At 62.7% G+C, this 16,877-nt stretch carries 20 protein-coding genes; all 20 read right to left on the bottom strand.

The annotated features are described in order from the left end of the window. On the bottom strand, positions 1–1,738 hold a 1,738-nt coding region (gene nuoG / locus AC2FM5_RS16125), incomplete at its 3' end, for an NADH-quinone oxidoreductase subunit NuoG (protein WP_496736784.1). Positions 1,739–1,741: 3 nt separating this feature from the next. Next, positions 1,742–2,146: a DUF5333 domain-containing protein gene (locus tag AC2FM5_RS16120; RefSeq protein WP_170357345.1), complete on the bottom strand. Its 405-nt coding sequence runs from the start codon at positions 2,144–2,146 to the stop codon at positions 1,742–1,744. Positions 2,147–2,244: 98 nt separating this feature from the next. Continuing rightward, positions 2,245–2,622 (bottom strand): hypothetical protein, encoded by a 378-nt coding sequence (locus AC2FM5_RS16115; protein WP_170341011.1) that lies wholly within the window; start codon positions 2,620–2,622, stop codon positions 2,245–2,247. Next, entirely contained in the window at positions 2,622–3,038 is a 417-nt protein-coding gene (locus tag AC2FM5_RS16110; protein ID WP_170365879.1) for an MAPEG family protein, read from the bottom strand. Before AC2FM5_RS16110 ends, AC2FM5_RS16115 begins: the two co-directional genes overlap by 1 nt. Positions 3,039–3,043: 5 nt before the next feature. Beyond that, complete coding sequence (gene nuoF / locus AC2FM5_RS16105) at positions 3,044–4,342, bottom strand: NADH-quinone oxidoreductase subunit NuoF (protein WP_093964909.1); 1,299 nt, start codon at positions 4,340–4,342, stop codon at positions 3,044–3,046. Between the two features lie 12 nt (positions 4,343–4,354). After that, positions 4,355–4,576: a DUF5337 domain-containing protein gene (locus AC2FM5_RS16100; protein WP_093964908.1), complete on the bottom strand. Its 222-nt coding sequence runs from the start codon at positions 4,574–4,576 to the stop codon at positions 4,355–4,357. Positions 4,577–4,608: 32 nt separating this feature from the next. Further along, a complete protein-coding gene (locus tag AC2FM5_RS16095) occupies positions 4,609–5,757 on the bottom strand; it encodes an NADH-quinone oxidoreductase subunit E (RefSeq protein ID WP_170365875.1) in 1,149 nt (382 codons plus the stop codon). After that, positions 5,757–6,980, bottom strand: a complete 1,224-nt coding sequence (locus AC2FM5_RS16090; protein WP_170340391.1) for an NADH-quinone oxidoreductase subunit D — start codon at positions 6,978–6,980, stop codon at positions 5,757–5,759. The genes AC2FM5_RS16095 and AC2FM5_RS16090 overlap by 1 nt, the downstream gene beginning before the upstream one ends. Further along, the gene (locus AC2FM5_RS16085; protein WP_261391884.1) at positions 6,980–7,105 is read right to left on the bottom strand and encodes a hypothetical protein; all 126 of its coding nucleotides are present in this window, start codon (positions 7,103–7,105) and stop codon (positions 6,980–6,982) included. The genes AC2FM5_RS16090 and AC2FM5_RS16085 overlap by 1 nt, the downstream gene beginning before the upstream one ends. Positions 7,106–7,112: 7 nt before the next feature. Next, entirely contained in the window at positions 7,113–7,286 is a 174-nt protein-coding gene (locus tag AC2FM5_RS16080; RefSeq protein WP_010442775.1) for a hypothetical protein, read from the bottom strand. A 2-nt stretch (positions 7,287–7,288) separates the two neighbouring features. Then, positions 7,289–7,891 carry an NADH-quinone oxidoreductase subunit C gene (locus AC2FM5_RS16075; RefSeq protein ID WP_170340389.1) on the bottom strand — a complete coding sequence of 201 codons (603 nt, stop codon included), beginning with the start codon at positions 7,889–7,891 and terminating at the stop codon, positions 7,289–7,291. A 12-nt stretch (positions 7,892–7,903) separates the two neighbouring features. After that, a complete protein-coding gene (locus tag AC2FM5_RS16070) occupies positions 7,904–8,437 on the bottom strand; it encodes a NuoB/complex I 20 kDa subunit family protein (RefSeq protein ID WP_093964904.1) in 534 nt (177 codons plus the stop codon). Beyond that, complete coding sequence (locus AC2FM5_RS16065; RefSeq protein WP_093964903.1) at positions 8,428–8,793, bottom strand: NADH-quinone oxidoreductase subunit A; 366 nt, start codon at positions 8,791–8,793, stop codon at positions 8,428–8,430. Before AC2FM5_RS16065 ends, AC2FM5_RS16070 begins: the two co-directional genes overlap by 10 nt. Before the next feature lie 187 nt (positions 8,794–8,980). Next, positions 8,981–9,769: a crotonase/enoyl-CoA hydratase family protein gene (locus AC2FM5_RS16060; RefSeq protein ID WP_496736777.1), complete on the bottom strand. Its 789-nt coding sequence runs from the start codon at positions 9,767–9,769 to the stop codon at positions 8,981–8,983. 9 nt (positions 9,770–9,778) lie between these two features. Continuing rightward, positions 9,779–10,633, bottom strand: a complete 855-nt coding sequence (locus AC2FM5_RS16055; RefSeq protein ID WP_496736775.1) for a hydroxymethylglutaryl-CoA lyase — start codon at positions 10,631–10,633, stop codon at positions 9,779–9,781. A 57-nt stretch (positions 10,634–10,690) separates the two neighbouring features. Beyond that, entirely contained in the window at positions 10,691–12,622 is a 1,932-nt protein-coding gene (locus AC2FM5_RS16050; RefSeq protein WP_496736773.1) for an acetyl/propionyl/methylcrotonyl-CoA carboxylase subunit alpha, read from the bottom strand. Between the two features lie 5 nt (positions 12,623–12,627). Then, entirely contained in the window at positions 12,628–13,044 is a 417-nt protein-coding gene (locus AC2FM5_RS16045; protein WP_170581389.1) for an ASCH domain-containing protein, read from the bottom strand. Between the two features lie 13 nt (positions 13,045–13,057). Next, complete coding sequence (locus AC2FM5_RS16040) at positions 13,058–14,662, bottom strand: carboxyl transferase domain-containing protein (protein ID WP_496736771.1); 1,605 nt, start codon at positions 14,660–14,662, stop codon at positions 13,058–13,060. Further along, a complete protein-coding gene (locus AC2FM5_RS16035) occupies positions 14,659–15,459 on the bottom strand; it encodes a hypothetical protein (RefSeq protein ID WP_496736769.1) in 801 nt (266 codons plus the stop codon). Before AC2FM5_RS16035 ends, AC2FM5_RS16040 begins: the two co-directional genes overlap by 4 nt. Continuing rightward, the coding region (locus AC2FM5_RS16030; RefSeq protein WP_496736767.1) for an AMP-binding protein at positions 15,449–16,877 on the bottom strand (1,429 nt) is incomplete at its 5' end. The genes AC2FM5_RS16035 and AC2FM5_RS16030, both read right to left, overlap by 11 nt.

Here is a 16,877-nt window from a genome sequence, read left to right as displayed (position 1 = left end):
GTTTCTCGCCCAACTCCGCCGAAAGCGCCCGCAGGATCGCCCAGTTTTCCTTGGCTTCACCCGGTGCAAATCCGGCCCGCATCGCCAATTGAGGGCGACCCTCGGTGTTGACGAACAGACCGTTTTCCTCGGTGTAGGCTGCGCCTGGCAGGATGACGTCGGCGCGGTGTGCACCGCGGTCACCGTGGCTGCCCTGGTAAATAACGAATGGACCCGCATCGATATCGACCTCGTCCGCGCCCAGGTTGAAGATCACCTCGGCGCCGCCGATTGCAGCCTCAAGGCCACCCTCCGTCGCCGCACCCACATCCATCGCACCAACGCGGGCCGCTGCAGTGTGCAGAACAAGCATCCGACCCGACAGCGCGCGCGCGGCGGCCAAAACGGCCAGACCGTCTGCCTCGGACACGGCGCCCTGTCCGACGATCACAACGGCTTCGCTGCTTGCCTTGGCCTTGGCCAGCGCATCGCGGTCGGTGCCGAGGTGCTCGTAGTCATAAGTCAGATCAACGGCCGGGCCGATCAATTTGACATCGGCGCCAGTCAGCCACGCCTTGCGGATGCGCGCATTCAGCACCGGGGCCTCGTCCCGCGGGTTGGTGCCGATCAGAATGATCTCTTTCGCCGTGTCGATCTCCTCGATCGTCACATTGCCGACATAGCCCGAACGGTTACCGATAGGCAGGCGGGCATTGTCGGTTCGGCATTCGACCTTGCCACCCAGCCCCTCAATCATCTGCTTCAACGCAAAGGCGGCTTCGACAGGAACCAGATCGCCGATCAGACCGGCAACCTTCTTGCCCTTCATCGCCGCTGCGGCGGTGGCCAAAGCCTCGGGCCAGCTGGCGGCACGCAGGCGACCGTTTTCGCGGATATAGGGCGTGTCCAGACGTTGACGGCGCAAACCGTCCCAGACAAAACGCGTCTTGTCCGAGATCCACTCTTCGTTCACGCCATCATGGTTGCGCGGCAGAATGCGCATCACTTCGCGGCCCTTGGTATCGACACGAATGTTCGATCCCAGCGCATCCATCACGTCGATGGTTTCGGTCTTTGTCAGTTCCCACGGGCGTGCGGTAAAGGCATAAGGCTTGGAAGTCAGCGCCCCCACTGGGCACAGGTCAATGATGTTGCCCTGCAGGTTCGAATCCAGCGTCTGGTTCAGGTACGAGGTAATTTCCGCATCCTCGCCCCGGCCCGTCTGGCCCATCTGGTCGATACCCGCGATCTCGGTCGTGAAACGCACACAGCGGGTACAGCTGATGCAGCGGGTCATGGCCGTACCAACCAGCGGACCCAGATCCAGATCATCGACGGCCCGCTTGGCTTCTTTGAACCGGCTGGCCGACATACCGTAGGCCATTGCCTGGTCCTGCAGATCGCATTCACCGCCCTGGTCACAGATCGGGCAATCCAAGGGGTGGTTGATCAGCAGAAACTCCATGACGCCTTCCCGGGCCTTCTTGACCATGGGAGAGTTGGTCTTGACCACCGGCGGTTGACCTTCCAGCCCTGGGCGCAGATCGCGCACCTGCATCGCGCACGAGGCGGCGGGCTTGGGCGGCCCGCCCACGACCTCGACCAGGCACATGCGGCAGTTACCGGCAATCGACAGGCGCTCATGATAGCAGAACCGCGGCACCTCGACCCCGGCCTGTTCGCAGGCCTGGATCAGGGTCATCGCGCCATCGACTTCGATTTCTTTGTCGTCGATTACGATCTTGCGGAGGTCAGACATGGTCTAGTTCGCCCTCAAATACACGCCAATGGCGCTGTTTCGTTCGATTTCCTTGCGCCCCAGGGCACAGAATGTTTCAGCTTTTCCGTAGCTCACGCCGTTCTGCGCGAGGTATTTTTCGCCTTTGGCCCGCATCCGCGCCTTTTCGGAATCCGACTCGACATAGGCCCGGATCTCTCCGTCCGAATAACCCAGGCTGTTGGCCTTGGACCGCAGGCTCCACATCACACCGATTGCCTTCATACGCCGCCCACTGATCGACGGGCAGTATTCCGAGATCTCATTTGCGATGGCGATGTAGTAGAGCTCGTTGTCGATTTCCTTGACTTCGCGCAAGGGCGGTTTGGCGTCCGCTGAGACGGGCAACGCCATCGCACAGGCAAATGCGGCAAGTTTCACAAGTTTCATGACATATCCTTTCGTCTTGGGTTCCCCAAGACGTTCCGCGACACGGCTGTTATGCAATAACGACCGTCCGATCAGCGCAGGATATGCAATAGCGAAGCTCATGGTCGTTGACAGGCTCCGGCAAATGTCAGGCTGTCATTTTCGACGCGCAGGTTCTGCGGTTCGGTGTCAGGACCAACCTTCCACGCAATGCGGGAAGAACCGAAATTCTGAATGCAGAACCGGGTGCCCTCGTACCGTCCAGCCTCGCGCGCGCCGTCCAGCGAAGCCGACACGCCTTTGATCGTCACGGTGAAATCCGCAGGCGACCGTTTCTTGTCGACCGGCTTTGCCTTGGCCCGAAACGACTTGCCGTCAAACAGGATCCGGTCGCTGGTTGGCGCTGTCCCGCAGGCCGAAAGCAGCGTCAGCAGAACAAGGACACCGACAGCCGGGCGACGCAGGTTCGCGGTGATATCAACAAGTGTGACGGCCATCAGAACGCAGCCACCAATGCAAGGATCCCAATCACGAACATGCAGGCCCACGCCACCACATACAGGACAGAACGAATACCGCTATGCGGTTTGCCGACGCCTTGAATGTGTACGACAAGCATCACCAGTCGCGCGACCAAGGCAATCGCGGCCAGCCAGTTCACCCAGAACGGGCTGGCGCCCAATAGAATGGCTGCCACAGTAACGGCCAGAAACGCGGGCAAAGTCTCGGTGCCGTTCAGGTAGGCACGGTTCAGGCGATAGGCCTTGTCGGCGTAGTCCTGGTCGGGGGTCGCGCCAGGAGCCAGCCCCTTGCCCTGTTTCGCCAGTGCCGAAAACGGCGACAGGAACAAAACGACCAGTGTGAAAATCACCAAAGACGCAATCGCGTGGGAATACTCTGCATAGGCTTCCATCGTTGTCACTCCGCCGCCATCGCACCCATACGGCCCGATTTCTGAGCCTTGATGCGGTCTTCGATTTCTTCGCGGAAGTTGCGGATCAGGCCCTGGATCGGCCATGCGGCCGCGTCACCCAGCGCACAGATCGTATGGCCTTCGACCTGCTTGGTCACCTCGAACAGCATGTCGATCTCTTCCAGTTCGGCCTCGCCGCGTACCAGGCGATCCATCACCCGCATCATCCAGCCCGTACCTTCGCGGCAGGGCGTACACTGGCCGCAGCTTTCGTGCTTGTAGAATTTCGACAGGCGCCAGATCGCCTTGATGATGTCGGTGGACTTGTCCATCACGATCACCGCCGCCGTGCCAAGCCCCGAGCCCAGATCGTTGCGCAGATAGTCGAAATCCATGATCGCGTCGCGCATGTTCTCGCCGCGCACGCAGGGCACGGACGAGCCACCGGGGATCACGGCCAACAGGTTGTCCCACCCGCCGCGGATGCCACCGCAATGGGTCTCGATCAATTCTTCAAAGCTGATCGACATCGCCTCTTCGACCACACAGGGGGTATTGACGTGACCCGAGACGGCAAACAGCTTGGTGCCCGCGTTGTTCTGGCGACCGAAACCGGCGAACCAGTCGGCACCACGCCGCAGGATCGTAGGCACGACGGCGATGGATTCCACGTTGTTCACCGTGGTCGGGCAGCCATATAGACCCGCCCCCGCCGGGAACGGCGGCTTCATGCGCGGCATGCCCTTCTTGCCTTCCAGGCTTTCGATCAGCGCGGTTTCCTCGCCACAGATATAGGCGCCTGCCCCGTGATGCAGGAACAGGTCGAAATCCCATCCTGATCCAGCGGCGTTCTTGCCCAGCAGGCCCGCATCATAGGCCTCGTCGATTGCAGCCTGCAGCGCCTCGCGCTCACGAATGTACTCGCCGCGCAGGTAGATGTAGCAGGTGTGCGCATTCATCGCGAAAGACGCAATCAGGCAGCCTTCGATCAGCGTGTGCGGATCGTGGCGCATGATCTCGCGGTCCTTGCAGGTGCCCGGTTCGGATTCGTCGGCGTTTACGACCAGATAGGACGGGCGGCCATCGCTTTCCTTCGGCATGAACGACCATTTCAGGCCGGTAGGGAAGCCCGCACCGCCGCGCCCGCGCAACCCTGAGTCTTTCATCGTCTGGATGATCCAGTCGCGACCCTTCTCCATCAGGCCAGCAGTGCCGTCCCAATGCCCCCGGGCCTGAGCGCCCTTCAAGGTGCGCTCGTGCATCCCGTAGATGTTGGTAAAGATCCGGTCCTGATCCTTCAGCATCGCGTGTTACCTTCAGCTGTCCTGACGCATGCGCCAGAGTTGAAATATGTTGACGCCTGCATAGATGAACGCCGCGATCGCGGCGAAATCAAACAGCAGCGCAAAGCGTCCCGGCAGCTCCAGCGCCGGGCCGATGAACAGGGTCATGGCAAGCCACAACAGCATGGTCACCGCGATGACCACGCCGATATGTCGGCCCTTGCGGGCGATGGCCTGTTCCTTGTCCTTGTCCATCACACTCCGATGCCCGTATCGGGCACCGTCTCTCAGTCTTCGTAGGTGCCGTCTTGCTTGGCACGTTTGGCAAATTCGGTTTCCTCGCCAGCAGCCAGCTTGGCCGCCTGCTCGATCCAACCGTCGCGTTCGATCCGGCCCTTGAACTTCAGCCGGGCATCAACCCAGGCCACATGTTCTGGCGTCCAAGCTGCGATCTGATCGAAGTGGTAGAACCCGAGCTCGTTCAGCGTCTGCTCGAGCTTCGGCCCCACACCTTTCAGCAGCTTGAGGTCGTCGGGCTTGCCCTCACGCGCACCGCTCAGCGTTTCGGGCTGAGCCTCAGTCGCTTCTGGCTTGGCCGCAGCACCCTCGGGCGAAGATGGCTCGGCCTTGGCGGATTTCTTGGGCGCGGCCTGACGGGCGGCTGGTTTGCCCTGCTCTGGCACCTTCGGCGGCTTGGGTGCGGCTTTCGCTCCGGCGGCCTTGCCATCCTTGCCCAACCATGGCGTCAGGATCGGAACCTCGGTTCCGTCGATGCGCTTGACGGTATCGCCCAATTCCGTGGCCAGTTGTACACTGGCATTGTGCTTTGCCTTGCTACCTTGATAATCCTTCAGGCTGGTCACCCCGCCCAGAGGCTCGGCCGCAAAGCGACCATTCTGGGGACCGGGCACCGGAACCTTGCCAGCGGCCAGTTCATCAATGATCCGACCAAAACTCTCGGCGGTCAGGTCCTCGTAATAGTCTTTACCGATCTGTGCCATCGGCGCGTTGGTGCAGGAACCCAGGCATTCAACCTCTTCCCAGCTCAGCTTGCCGTCCGCCGACAGTTGGTGCGGCTTGGGCGCGATCTTTTCGCGGCAAACAGCAATCAGATCCTCGGCCCCGCAGATCATGCAGGACGTGGTGCCACAGACCTGAATATGCGCGACGGACCCAACCGGTTGCAGCTGGAACATGAAGTAGAAGGATGCAACTTCGAGCACCCGGATGTACGACATGCCGAGCATGTCAGCGACGGTTTCAATCGCCGGACGGCTCAGCCAGCCCTCCTGCTCTTGCGCGCGCCACAGCAGCGGGATGACCGCGCTGGCCTGACGGCCCTCGGGGTATTTGGTGATCTGCGCTTCGGCCCATTGCTGGTTGGCAGCGGTGAAGGCAAAGCTTTCGGGTTGTTCGGGATGAAGACGGCGGAGCATTAGCGGTCAATCTCTCCAAATACGACGTCCATGGTGCCAATGATGGCGGCGACGTCGGCCAGTTGGTGGCCCTTGGCGACGTGGTCCATAGCCTGCAGGTGCAGGAAACCGGGCGCACGCAGCTTGGCGCGGTACGGCTTGTTGGTGCCGTCGGCGACCAGATAGACGCCGAACTCGCCCTTGGGGGCCTCGACGGCGGCATAGACTTCGCCTGCGGGGACGTGGAAGCCTTCGGTGTACAGCTTGAAGTGATGGATCAGGCTCTCCATCGAGGTCTTCATGTCCGAGCGTTTCGGCGGGGTGATCTTGCCGCGGGCCAGAATGTCGCCCGGGCAGTCGCGCAGCTTGGCGATGGCCTGACGGATGATCGACACCGACTGGCGCATTTCTTCCATCCGCACCAGGTAACGGTCATAGCAGTCCCCGTTCTTGCCGACGGGGATCTGGAACTCAAACTCGTCGTAGCATTCATAGGGTTGCGCGCGACGCAGGTCCCAGGCCAGGCCCGAACCGCGCACCATCACGCCCGAAAAACCGTATTGCTGGATATCTTCCTCGGTCACCACGCCGATGTCGCAGTTGCGCTGTTTGAAGATGCGGTTCTCGGTCAGCAGTCCGTCAATGTCGTCCAGAACGGCGGGGAATTCGTGGCTCCAGGTCTCGATGTCATCCAGCAGTTCGGGCGGAAGATCCTGATGTACACCGCCGGGGCGGAAATAGGCCGCGTGCAGGCGCGCACCGCAGGCACGCTCGTAGAACACCATCAGCTTTTCGCGCTCTTCAAAGCCCCACAGCGGCGGCGTCAGCGCGCCCACGTCCATCGCCTGCGTGGTCACGTTGAGCAGATGGTTCAAAACGCGCCCAATCTCGGAATAGAGGACCCGGATCAACGAGGCCCGGCGCGGAACTTCGACGCCGGTCAGCTTTTCGATGGCAAGGCACCAGGCATGTTCCTGGTTCATCGGCGCCACATAGTCCAACCGGTCGAAATACGGCAGGTTCTGCAGATACGTCCGGCTTTCCATCAGCTTTTCGGTACCGCGGTGCAGCAGGCCGATATGCGGGTCGCAACGTTCGACGATCTCGCCGTCCAGCTCAAGTACAAGACGCAAAACTCCGTGCGCCGCAGGGTGCTGCGGGCCGAAGTTGATGTTGAAGTTGCGGATCTTCTGTTCTCCGCTCAGCGCGTCCGTGCTGCCGTCATCGTATCTTGAGCCGTCCATCAACGCCCTCGTTTCTTTTTCGCTTCGGCCCGAACCCGGACCTTTTCCGCCTCAAGCGCTTTGGCTGCGGCCCCCGCCAGCAGGACCCCCAGCGCACCCAACGCAATCAGTTCCCCCAGCAGCATGACCATCTCAGCGGCGCTCCAGTTCCTGCAGTTTCAACCCGACCCACCACAGCAACGCGATCGTGCCGAATGGGACCAGGCAGAGAAGGCACCAGTATTTGTTGATCCCGAAAAACGGCAAAATCTTCACCATCGGAATGATGGTCAGTGCAGAAAGGATCAGCCACCAGATGCCACCCATTGTCAGGTCTCCTGTTTTTCATCCCCCGGCAGAACATAGTTCGCACCTTCCCACGGGCTCATGAAATCAAACTGGCGATACTCCTGAACCAGCGAGACCGGTTCGTACACGACCCGTTTCTGCGCTTCGTCGTAGCGGACTTCGATATACCCGGTAGTCGGAAAATCCTTGCGCAGCGGATAGCCGCGGAAGCCATAGTCGGTCAGGATGCGACGCAGGTCCGGGTGGCCCGAGAACAGGATGCCGAACATGTCGAACACTTCACGCTCGAACCAGTTGGCCGAGGGGTGCACATCGACGATCGACGGAACCATGTCTTCCTCGCGCACCGAAATCCGGATACGGATACGCTGGTTCTGGTACATCGAAAGAAAGTGGTAAACCACGTCGAACCGTTTGGCACGTTCGGGGTAATCAACTCCGGTAATGTCGACCAAGGTCGAAAACTTGCAGTTCTGATCCGTTTTCAGAAACTCGACAAACTCCACCAGGCTCGAGGGCGCAACATCAACCGTCAGCTCGTCATGGGCTACGCTCCATGACAGAACACAGTCCGTGCGCTTCAGCTCGATATGCGTGCCGAGTTCCTTGAGTGCTTCGCTCATCTCGGTCCCTCCTCAGCGGACGATGGTGCCGGTGCGGCGGATCTTGCGCTGCAGCTGCAGCAGACCGTACAGCAGCGCCTCGGCCGTCGGCGGGCAGCCGGGCACATAGATGTCCACCGGAACGATGCGGTCGCAACCACGCACGACGGAATAGGAATAGTGGTAATAGCCACCACCATTGGCGCAGGATCCCATCGAGATCACATAGCGCGGCTCGGGCATCTGGTCATAGACCTTGCGCAGCGCCGGGGCCATCTTGTTGGTCAGCGTACCGGCCACGATCATCACGTCCGACTGGCGCGGGGATGCGCGCGGCGCGATGCCGAAGCGTTCGGCGTCGTAGCGCGGCATCGAGGTGTGCATCATCTCGACCGCGCAGCAGGCCAGACCAAAGGTCATCCAGTGCAGCGAGCCGGTGCGCGCCCAGTTGATGATGTCCTCGGACGAGGTCAGCAGGAACCCTTTGTCCTGCAGCTCGGCGTTCAGGGCCTGAGTGGCGACTTCCTTGTCGACGCCCGCGGTGTTTGCACCCGTCATCACTCCCATTCCAGGGCCCCCTTCTTCCATTCATAGGCAAAGCCGATGGTCAGAACGCCCAGGAACACCATCATCGACCAGAAGCCGACATCGCTGATGTCCTTGAAGCCCACGGCCCAGGGAAACAGGAACGCAATCTCGAGGTCGAAGATGATGAACAGGATCGACACCAGATAGAATCGGACATCGAACTTCATCCGCGCATCGTCGAACGCGTTGAACCCGCATTCATAGGCGCTGACCTTTTCGGGGTCGGGATTGCGGACAGCCAGAACGACGGCGGCCAGAATCAGGACGATTCCAAGGCCCACGGCGACGGCCAGAAACACCAGGATCGGGAGATATTCCCGCAACAGCTCTTCCACGAGTGGCTCCTTTCCTGCGCATCCCGAACGAGACGCGCCGTCAATTGGCGTGTTGACTGGACATTCTCTATCCGCGCGGGGTCAGAGGGTCAACCGAGCAGAAGCGCGCATGGCACCGAATATTCGGCTTGCCAACGCCCAGCGCTGCACTAGGCGCAAGCCCTTGGCTTCAAATGGTCGCGGGCGGTCAAACCTTACTATTCCATGAAGGTTTTCGCTTGTCGAAGAAAGCGCTGATTCCCTCATGCGCTTCGTCGGTTTCCCAACGGTCGACCAGCGCTCGGATCGTGTGATCGATCACCGCGTCGTCGATGCGCGGCCCGAGGTCCCGAACCAACGCCTTGGCCGAGGCCACGGCGCCCGGCGCACAGGACAGATAAGGCTGCACTTCGGCTTCGATCGCGGCATCCAACTCATCTGCCGGAACGACCCGCGCCAACAGGCCAAGTTCTACCGCCTCGGCCGCATCAAAAAGACGGGCCGACATGAACACGCGCCGCGCGCGGGCCTCGCCCATGCGGGCGATGACATAGGGCCCGATAGTGGCCGGGATCAGCCCCAGCCGGGTTTCGGTCAGACCCATTTTCAGGCTGTCCACGCCGATGGCCACGTCGCAGACCGACGCCATCCCGACACCCCCGCCAAAGGCGTTGCCCTGCAGCGCGCCGATCAACGGCTTGGGCAGGGAGTTCAGGGCGTTCAGCATCTCGGCCAGCTTGCGCGCCTCGACAAAGCGGGTCTCGGGGTCGGCGGCCATCTGGGCCTGCATCCAGCCCAGGTCGCCCCCGGCGCAGAAGCTTTTGCCCGCGCCGGTCAAAACTACGACACGCACGTCGTTGGTTTCTCCCAATTGCGCGGCGGCCTGGGTCAGCTCGGCGATCATCTGCGCCGACATCGCGTTGTGTTTTTCCGGCCGGCTCAGCGTCAGCGTAGCAACGCCGCGCAAATCGGTGGAGATCGAGATGGTTTCAAACATGTCAGCCTCTTATCCCGCCCGCATCGCGCGGGCCATTTCCGCCGCTTGGTTCAGCACAGCGGCGTCCAGTCCGGTGTCATAGCCCAGCCGCTCGAAATGCGCGGCCACGGCTTCGGTTGCCACATTCCCGGCCGCGCCCGGAGCGTAGGGGCAGCCGCCCAATCCGCCTACGGCTGCGTCGAATACTCGAACGCCCAGCGCAAGCGACGCGTCGATATTGTCGATCGCGCGCCCGTTGGTGTCATGAAAATGCCCGGCCAGGCGGGTGGCGGGCACATATTCACGCACCGCCAGCAGCATCCGTGCGATGCTGTCAGGTGTCCCCTGCCCGATCGTGTCGCCCAGCGAGATCTCATAACAGCCGTGCGAGAACAGCAGGTCGGCCACCTCGGCCACTTTGGCGGGCGGAGTCGGCCCGTCATAGGGGCAGTCGGTCACGCAGGAAACATAGCCGCGCACCGGCAGGTCGATATGGCGCGCCGCCTCGAGGATCGGGACGAACCGCTCGATGGATTCGGCGATGGTTGCGTTGATGTTGGCCTTGGAAAACCCCTCGGATGCCGAGGCAAACACCGCGATTTCATCCGCCCCGGCCGCCAGCGCGTCCTCATAGCCGCGCATGTTCGGCGTAAGCGCGGCATAGCGCACGCCGGGGGCGCGAGTGATCCCGGCCAGCACCTCGGCGCTGCCGGCCATCTGCGGCACCCATTTGGGCGACACGAAACTGGCCACCTCGATCCGGCTGAACCCTGCCCGGCTGAGGCAGTCCACCAGCGCGATCTTTTCCAAGACCGGGATCTCGCGCTTTTCGTTCTGCAGCCCGTCGCGCGGCCCCACTTCGAAAATCTCGACACGTTCCGCCATGGCGGTGCCCTCCTGTTCAATCCCGGCCCGCCCCGTCCAGGGCGGGCGTTCAGGGTTTCAGTCGTCTTCCAGCCGGACCAGCGCCGCGCCGGCCTCGACCTGCGATCCGGCCTCGGCCAGAACTTCGGCCACGACACCGTCGCGGGCGGCCAGCAGCGAATGCTCCATCTTCATGGCCTCGAGAATGGCCAGCCGATCGCCTTCCTTCACCGCCTGCCCCGGCGCGGCGAACACCGCTTTGACCAGCCCGGGCATCGGCGCCTCGACCACGTTGGTGTCACCTGCGGCGCTGACGTCTCGGTCCAGCGGGTCCAGCATCTCGAAGTTTACGCCATAGGCGTCGAACACGGTGACATCGTGGCCCGCAACCGCAACCGGAGGCATCGGCTGGCCGTCGATGATCCAGCGGCCGTTGACCCGTTCGGCGATCACGCTGGTCCCGTCGACCTGCCAGTCCTGCCGGTCCGGCCCTGCGACCTGGACGTCCATATCCAGAACCTCGCCGTCGCGCTTCAGCTGAAGCGCCCGGTGCAGCGGGGCCCAGAGAGTAAACCCCGTATCCTCGGCGGGTTTGTCCAGTCCGGTCGCGGCCATCGCGGCCGCAACGGTCATTGCCGGGGTGACGGCCGGTTCGCGCACCAGATCGTCCAGATCGCGGCCGATCAACCCGGTATCTACATCGCCTGCCGCAAACCCGGCGTGCCGGGTCAGTGCGCCCAGAAAGGACAGGTTGGTGACGGTTCCCGCCACCTGCGTCCGGCGCAGCGCGCGGTGCAGTTGTTCCAGCGCCACCGCGCGGGTCGGGCCGTGCACGATCACCTTGGCGATCATCGGGTCATACCATGGGCTGATCGTGTCGCCCGCACGCACGCCGCTGTCGGCGCGGCAGCCGTGCGGAAACTCCAGATGGGTCAGGGTGCCCGTCGCGGGCAGGAACCCTTTGGGTACGTCCTCGGCATAGAGCCGGGCCTCGAAGGCATGGCCGTTGATCGACAACTCGTTCTGCCGTTTGGGCAGGCTTTCCCCCGCCGCAACCCGCAACTGCCATTCGACCAGGTCGATGCCGGTTATGGCCTCGGTCACCGGGTGCTCGACCTGCAGGCGGGTGTTCATCTCCATGAACCAGAACCGGTCGGGGCGCAGACCGTCCGAGGCATCGACGATGAACTCCACAGTGCCCGCGCCCTTGTAGCCGATGGCCTCGGCCGCGCGCACGCCCGCCTGGCCCATCGCTTCGCGCATTTCGGGTGTCATTCCGGGCGCCGGGGCTTCTTCGATCACCTTCTGATGGCGGCGCTGCAGCGAGCAGTCGCGTTCGAACAGATGCACGGCATGGGTGCCGTCACCAAAAACCTGCACCTCAATATGGCGGGGCTTGGCCACGAATTTCTCGACCAGAACAGCATCATTGCCAAAGGCGGTCTTGGCCTCGCCCCGGGCACTGTCCAGAGCAGCGGCGAAATCCGCCGGCCTCTCGACCAGCCGCATCCCCTTGCCGCCACCGCCGGCCACCGCCTTGATCAGCACCGGATAGCCGATCGTGTCGGCCGCGCCGGCCAGATGTTCGGGGTCCTGGTTGTCGCCGTGATAGCCGGGCACGACTGGGACGCCGGCCTGCTCCATCAGCGCCTTGGCGGCATCCTTCAGGCCCATCTTGCGGATCGCATCCGCCGAGGGGCCGATGAAGGTCAGGCCCGCGGCCTGTACCGCATCGACGAAATCAGGGTTCTCGGACAGAAACCCATAGCCGGGGTGGATCGCCTGCGCGCCGGTATCCAGCGCGGCCTGAATGATCACGTCGCCTTTCAGATAGCTGTCGGCCGGAGCCGCCCCGCCGATATGTACGGCCTCATCCGCCATCTGCACATGTTTGGCGGCCGCGTCGGCATCCGAGTACACGGCAACGCAGGCCACGCCCATCTTGTGCGCGGTTTCGATGACCCGGCAGGCAATCTCGCCCCGGTTGGCGATCAGGATTTTGTCAAACATGGTCGTTACCCTTTCCCTGCCAGATCTTCCACAAGGCGAAACCGTTCGCAGACCAACTCCATCTTCGGGTCGAAGCCGCCGTTTCGTTCGAAATATCTGCGATGATCCTCGCGCCAGCCTTCCAGGCTGTCGTTCTCGCCCTCGGCCAGGGCAAACGCCTCGTCGACATCGCAATAGCGCCGGACCGTCACATCGACCGTTTCGATGACCAGCGCGGGCCGTCCGTCCCAGTCCAAGGCGATGTCGCGGCGGCCGACCTGCGGCATCGCCTCGCCACCCGCCGTAAAGTCGCGCAACGCGCCACATGTCGCGGTCTTGTGCCCCGAGCGGACCAGAGCCAGCAATTCGTCGCACAATGCCCGGCTGTCGCCGAACTGAAAGGTCTCGGCCCCTGGATATTTTTCTTTCAAGCTTTCCAGCATCGAACCGTCCCTTCTACATCCGGAACACGCCAAAGCGCGTGTCCTCGATGGGTGCGTTCAACGCGGCGCTCAGCGACAGGGCCAGCACGTCCCGGCTTTTACGCGGGTCGATGATGCCGTCATCCCACAGCCGGGCAGAAGCATAGAGCGGGTGCGACTGCTCCTCGAACATCTCGAGCGTCGGGCGTTTGAATTCGGCCTCTTCTTCGGCCGACCAAGTGCCGCCCTGCCGTTCAATCCCATCGCGTTTGACCGTTGCTAGAACACCGGCGGCCTGCTCGCCGCCCATGACCGAGATACGGCTCTTCGGCCACGTCCACAGGAACCGGGGCTGATAGGCGCGGCCCGCCATGCCATAGTTCCCGGCCCCGAAAGAGCCGCCCACCAGCATGGTGATCTTGGGCACGCTCGTGGTGGCCACGGCGGTCACCATCTTGGCGCCGTGGCGCGCGATGCCTTCGTTCTCGTACTTGCGGCCCACCATGAAGCCGGTGATGTTTTGCAGGAAGAGCAGCGGGATCTTGCGCTGGCTGCACAGTTCGACGAAATGCGCGCCTTTCTGCGCGGCCTCGGAAAACAGCACGCCATTGTTGGCGATGATCCCGACGGGGCAGCCTTTGACATGAGCAAAGCCTGTCACCAACGTTTCACCGAACCGAGGCTTGAACTCGTCAAAGCGCGAGCCATCGACCAGACGTGCGATCACCTCGCGAATGTCATACGGGGTGCGCAGATCGGCCGGGACGACGCCCAGAATTTCCTCGGGGTCATAGGCCGGGTCTTCGGGGCTGGCCCAATCCACCGTCTGCGGCTTGTTCCGGTTCAACGAGCCAACGGCCCGGCGGGCCAGAGCCAGCGCGTGCGCGTCGTCCTCGGCCAGATAGTCGGCCACGCCGGACAGGCGCGTGTGCACGTCGCCGCCGCCCAGGTCCTCGGCGCTGACGACCTCGCCCGTCGCCGCCTTGACCAGCGGCGGGCCGGCCAGAAAGATCGTGCCCTGTTCCTTGACGATGATCGTCACATCGGACATGGCCGGCACATAGGCGCCGCCCGCGGTGCACGAGCCCATCACCACGGCAATCTGCGGGATGCCCTTGGCGCTCATCCGTGCCTGGTTGTAGAAGATGCGGCCGAAATGGTCGCGGTCGGGAAAGACCTCATCCTGGTTGGGCAGGTTCGCGCCGCCGCTGTCCACCAGATAGATGCAGGGCAGATGGTTTTCCTCGGCGATCTCCTGCGCGCGCAGGTGCTTTTTGACCGTCATCGGATAATAGGTACCGCCCTTCACGGTCGCGTCGTTGCAGACCACCATGACCTCTTGCCCCTGCACCCGGCCGATCCCCGCGATCACGCCGGCACAGGGGGCCGCGCCACCGTACATGCCATGCGCCGCCGTCGCGCCGATTTCCAGAAACGGAGACCCCGGATCCAGCAGGTTGGCCACCCGCCGCCGGGGCAGCATCTTGCCCCGCGACACATGGCGTTCGCGCGATTTCTCGCCCCCACCCATGCGCGCGGCCTCGGCGGCCTCGGAGATCTGCGCCAGCGCCTCAAGGTGCGCGGCACGGTTTTGCTTGAAGCCATCGGACGAGGGCAAAGCGGAAGATCGCAGCTTCATCTGGTATACTCTCTCAGAAATTCGCGAACGGGGTTTTCGCTGACGCCAAAGCTCTGCATGATGCGCGCATAGCCCTGCGACACGTTGCTGGAGCAGACGGTGTCCAGCTTCTTGATTTCCGGCTCTTCGAGGAAGTCCTCAAGGTCCCACATCGGAACCATGAAATAATACTCGAACGGCTGCATCTCGGCCGCCATTTCCATCGCCTCGACGGCCTGGTCCTGTTCATCCCGGCACAGATAGGCCAGCGACAGGTTGCGGTAGGCGCCTGCCAGGCTCTCAAGGTCGTCATCGGCCTCGTACTGGTTGACCGCAAGTTTGAGCCGCCCAACGACCTGACGGTCGAAATACCCATCATCCGCCTGCGCCTCGGGCAGGAACATCGCGACATAGGCCAGCTTCTCGTCATGCCAGCCGTCGGTCTGCATTTCATTGCTGAAAACCGAGTGCAACATCCGGATTTCCGGTTCGAATTTCAGGGTGCCGTCGGAATCGGCCACCGCATCCAGATAGTTGTCGTAAAAGGCGATCTTTCGTTTGTCATCGGCGTCCAGCCTGGCGACCCGATCGGCGATCTTGCGCAATTCCGAGATGGCCTCATCCGGGTAGCCGTATAAAACCAGAAGGTCGGCCAATTGCAGTTTTTCGATGACGGCGATCTTTTCTTCGACCGCCTTGTCGATCGTGTCGTGCATCCACGTTTCGAAATAGGTCTTTCCGGCCCACACGGCCCCGATGACCGCGATGACTGTCGCGCTGAACTCGATTCCGGTCCGGACGCTGGATTTATCTGCCATGGCACATCTCCTCGGACGCGCGACGTTTCAATTCCTTGCGAATGACTTTTCCGGTCACGGTCAAAGGCAAGTCTTGCACAAAAGCCACCTCTCGCGGGTAGGAATAATGCGCCAGACGGTCCTTGACCCAATCCTGCAGCTCTTGCTCCGAGGCCTCGGACCCCGGTTTCAGCACCACATAGGCCTTCACGATCTCGGTCCGCAGCGGATCAGGTTTGCCGACCACGCCCACGGTGGCCACCGCCGGATGGGTCAGCAGGCAATCCTCGATCTCGGCCGGGCCGATGCGATATCCGGCCGAGGTGATCACGTCATCCTCACGGCCGACAAAGCGCAGATAGTCGTCCTCCCACACGCCGCGGTCACCGGTGATCAGCCAATCACCGCGAAACTTCTCGGCCGTGGCCTGCGGGTTGTTCCAGTATTCCAGCAGCATCGAGGCTGAACCGCGCCGGATGGCCACATCACCCTCGGCGTCGGTCGGGTTGCCGTCCGCGTCTATCACCGCGACCTCATGCCCCGGCACCGGTTTGCCGATGCAGCCCGGGCGCGCGGGGAAATCCTCGGCGCAGGAGGAAACCACCATGTTGCATTCGGTCTGGCCGTAGAATTCGTTGATCGTCAGGCCAAAGGTCCGCTCTCCCCACGCCAGCATTTCCGCGCCCAGCGGCTCGCCGCCCGAAGCCACGGACCGCAGGCCGGGGATCGTCACATCCGCGGCCTTGAGCATCCGCAGGGCTGTGGGCGGAAAGAACACGTTGCGAACGCCGCCGCGCGCGATCACATCCGCGCAGGCCGGCGGGGTAAACTTGTCGAGCCGCGCGGCGACGACCGGAATGCCCAGTGCCAGCCCCGGCATCAGCACGTCGAACAACCCGCCGATCCAGGCCCAGTCGGCCGGCGTCCACAGGCAGTCGCCCGCGCGCAGGTGGTTGTGGCTGATCGAAACGCCCGGCAGATGCCCGGTAAGTACCCGGTGCCCGTGCAGCGCACCCTTGGGCTTGCCCGTCGTGCCCGAGGTATAGATCAGCACCGCCGGATCTTCGGGGCCGGTGTCAGCATAATCCACCGCAGGCCCGTCCGCCCCAAGCTCGGACACGATCAACGGCTGCGCCAGATCGCCCAGCATATCGGCGCCCTCGCCGTCGGTCAGCACATACCCGGCCCCCGCATCGCCGATGCGCGAGGCCAGGGCATCGCGCTTGAACAGCTTGAACAGCGGCACCGAGATTGCCCCAATCTTCCAGATGGCCAGATGCGCCGCCGCGCACCACGGCGACTGGCTGAGCAGCACGCCGACCCGGTCGCCGGGTTGCACCCTGCCCAGCAACCCGCGCGCCAGCCGGTCGGTCATTTGTTCCAGTTCACCATAGGTGATCTCGGTCGTAGCCTCGGAAGACAGATCGAGGATCGCCACC

The sequence above is a fragment of the Ruegeria sp. BHSA162 genome (genome assembly GCF_059613385.1).
This window is presented reverse-complemented; position numbering and strand designations above follow the sequence as displayed.

Bases quoted from the DNA above. Each gene is read 5' to 3' on its own strand.
- AC2FM5_RS16120 (WP_170357345.1), bottom strand. From the start codon at position 2,146: ATGAAACTTGTGAAACTTGCCGCATTTGCCTGTGCGATGGCGTTGCCC.
- AC2FM5_RS16115 (WP_170341011.1), bottom strand. From the start codon at position 2,622: ATGGCCGTCACACTTGTTGATATCACCGCGAACCTGCGTCGCCCGGCT.
- AC2FM5_RS16110 (WP_170365879.1), bottom strand. From the start codon at position 3,038: ATGGAAGCCTATGCAGAGTATTCCCACGCGATTGCGTCTTTGGTGATT.
- nuoF (WP_093964909.1), bottom strand. From the start codon at position 4,342: ATGCTGAAGGATCAGGACCGGATCTTTACCAACATCTACGGGATGCAC.
- AC2FM5_RS16100 (WP_093964908.1), bottom strand. From the start codon at position 4,576: ATGGACAAGGACAAGGAACAGGCCATCGCCCGCAAGGGCCGACATATC.
- AC2FM5_RS16095 (WP_170365875.1), bottom strand. From the start codon at position 5,757: ATGCTCCGCCGTCTTCATCCCGAACAACCCGAAAGCTTTGCCTTCACC.
- AC2FM5_RS16090 (WP_170340391.1), bottom strand. From the start codon at position 6,980: ATGGACGGCTCAAGATACGATGACGGCAGCACGGACGCGCTGAGCGGA.
- AC2FM5_RS16085 (WP_261391884.1), bottom strand. From the start codon at position 7,105: ATGCTGCTGGGGGAACTGATTGCGTTGGGTGCGCTGGGGGTCCTGCTG.
- AC2FM5_RS16080 (WP_010442775.1), bottom strand. From the start codon at position 7,286: ATGGGTGGCATCTGGTGGCTGATCCTTTCTGCACTGACCATCATTCCG.
- AC2FM5_RS16075 (WP_170340389.1), bottom strand. From the start codon at position 7,891: ATGAGCGAAGCACTCAAGGAACTCGGCACGCATATCGAGCTGAAGCGC.
- AC2FM5_RS16070 (WP_093964904.1), bottom strand. From the start codon at position 8,437: ATGGGAGTGATGACGGGTGCAAACACCGCGGGCGTCGACAAGGAAGTC.
- AC2FM5_RS16060 (WP_496736777.1), bottom strand. From the start codon at position 9,769: ATGTTTGAAACCATCTCGATCTCCACCGATTTGCGCGGCGTTGCTACG.
- AC2FM5_RS16055 (WP_496736775.1), bottom strand. From the start codon at position 10,633: ATGGCGGAACGTGTCGAGATTTTCGAAGTGGGGCCGCGCGACGGGCTG.
- AC2FM5_RS16050 (WP_496736773.1), bottom strand. From the start codon at position 12,622: ATGTTTGACAAAATCCTGATCGCCAACCGGGGCGAGATTGCCTGCCGG.
- AC2FM5_RS16045 (WP_170581389.1), bottom strand. From the start codon at position 13,044: ATGCTGGAAAGCTTGAAAGAAAAATATCCAGGGGCCGAGACCTTTCAG.
- AC2FM5_RS16040 (WP_496736771.1), bottom strand. From the start codon at position 14,662: ATGAAGCTGCGATCTTCCGCTTTGCCCTCGTCCGATGGCTTCAAGCAA.
- AC2FM5_RS16035 (WP_496736769.1), bottom strand. From the start codon at position 15,459: ATGGCAGATAAATCCAGCGTCCGGACCGGAATCGAGTTCAGCGCGACA.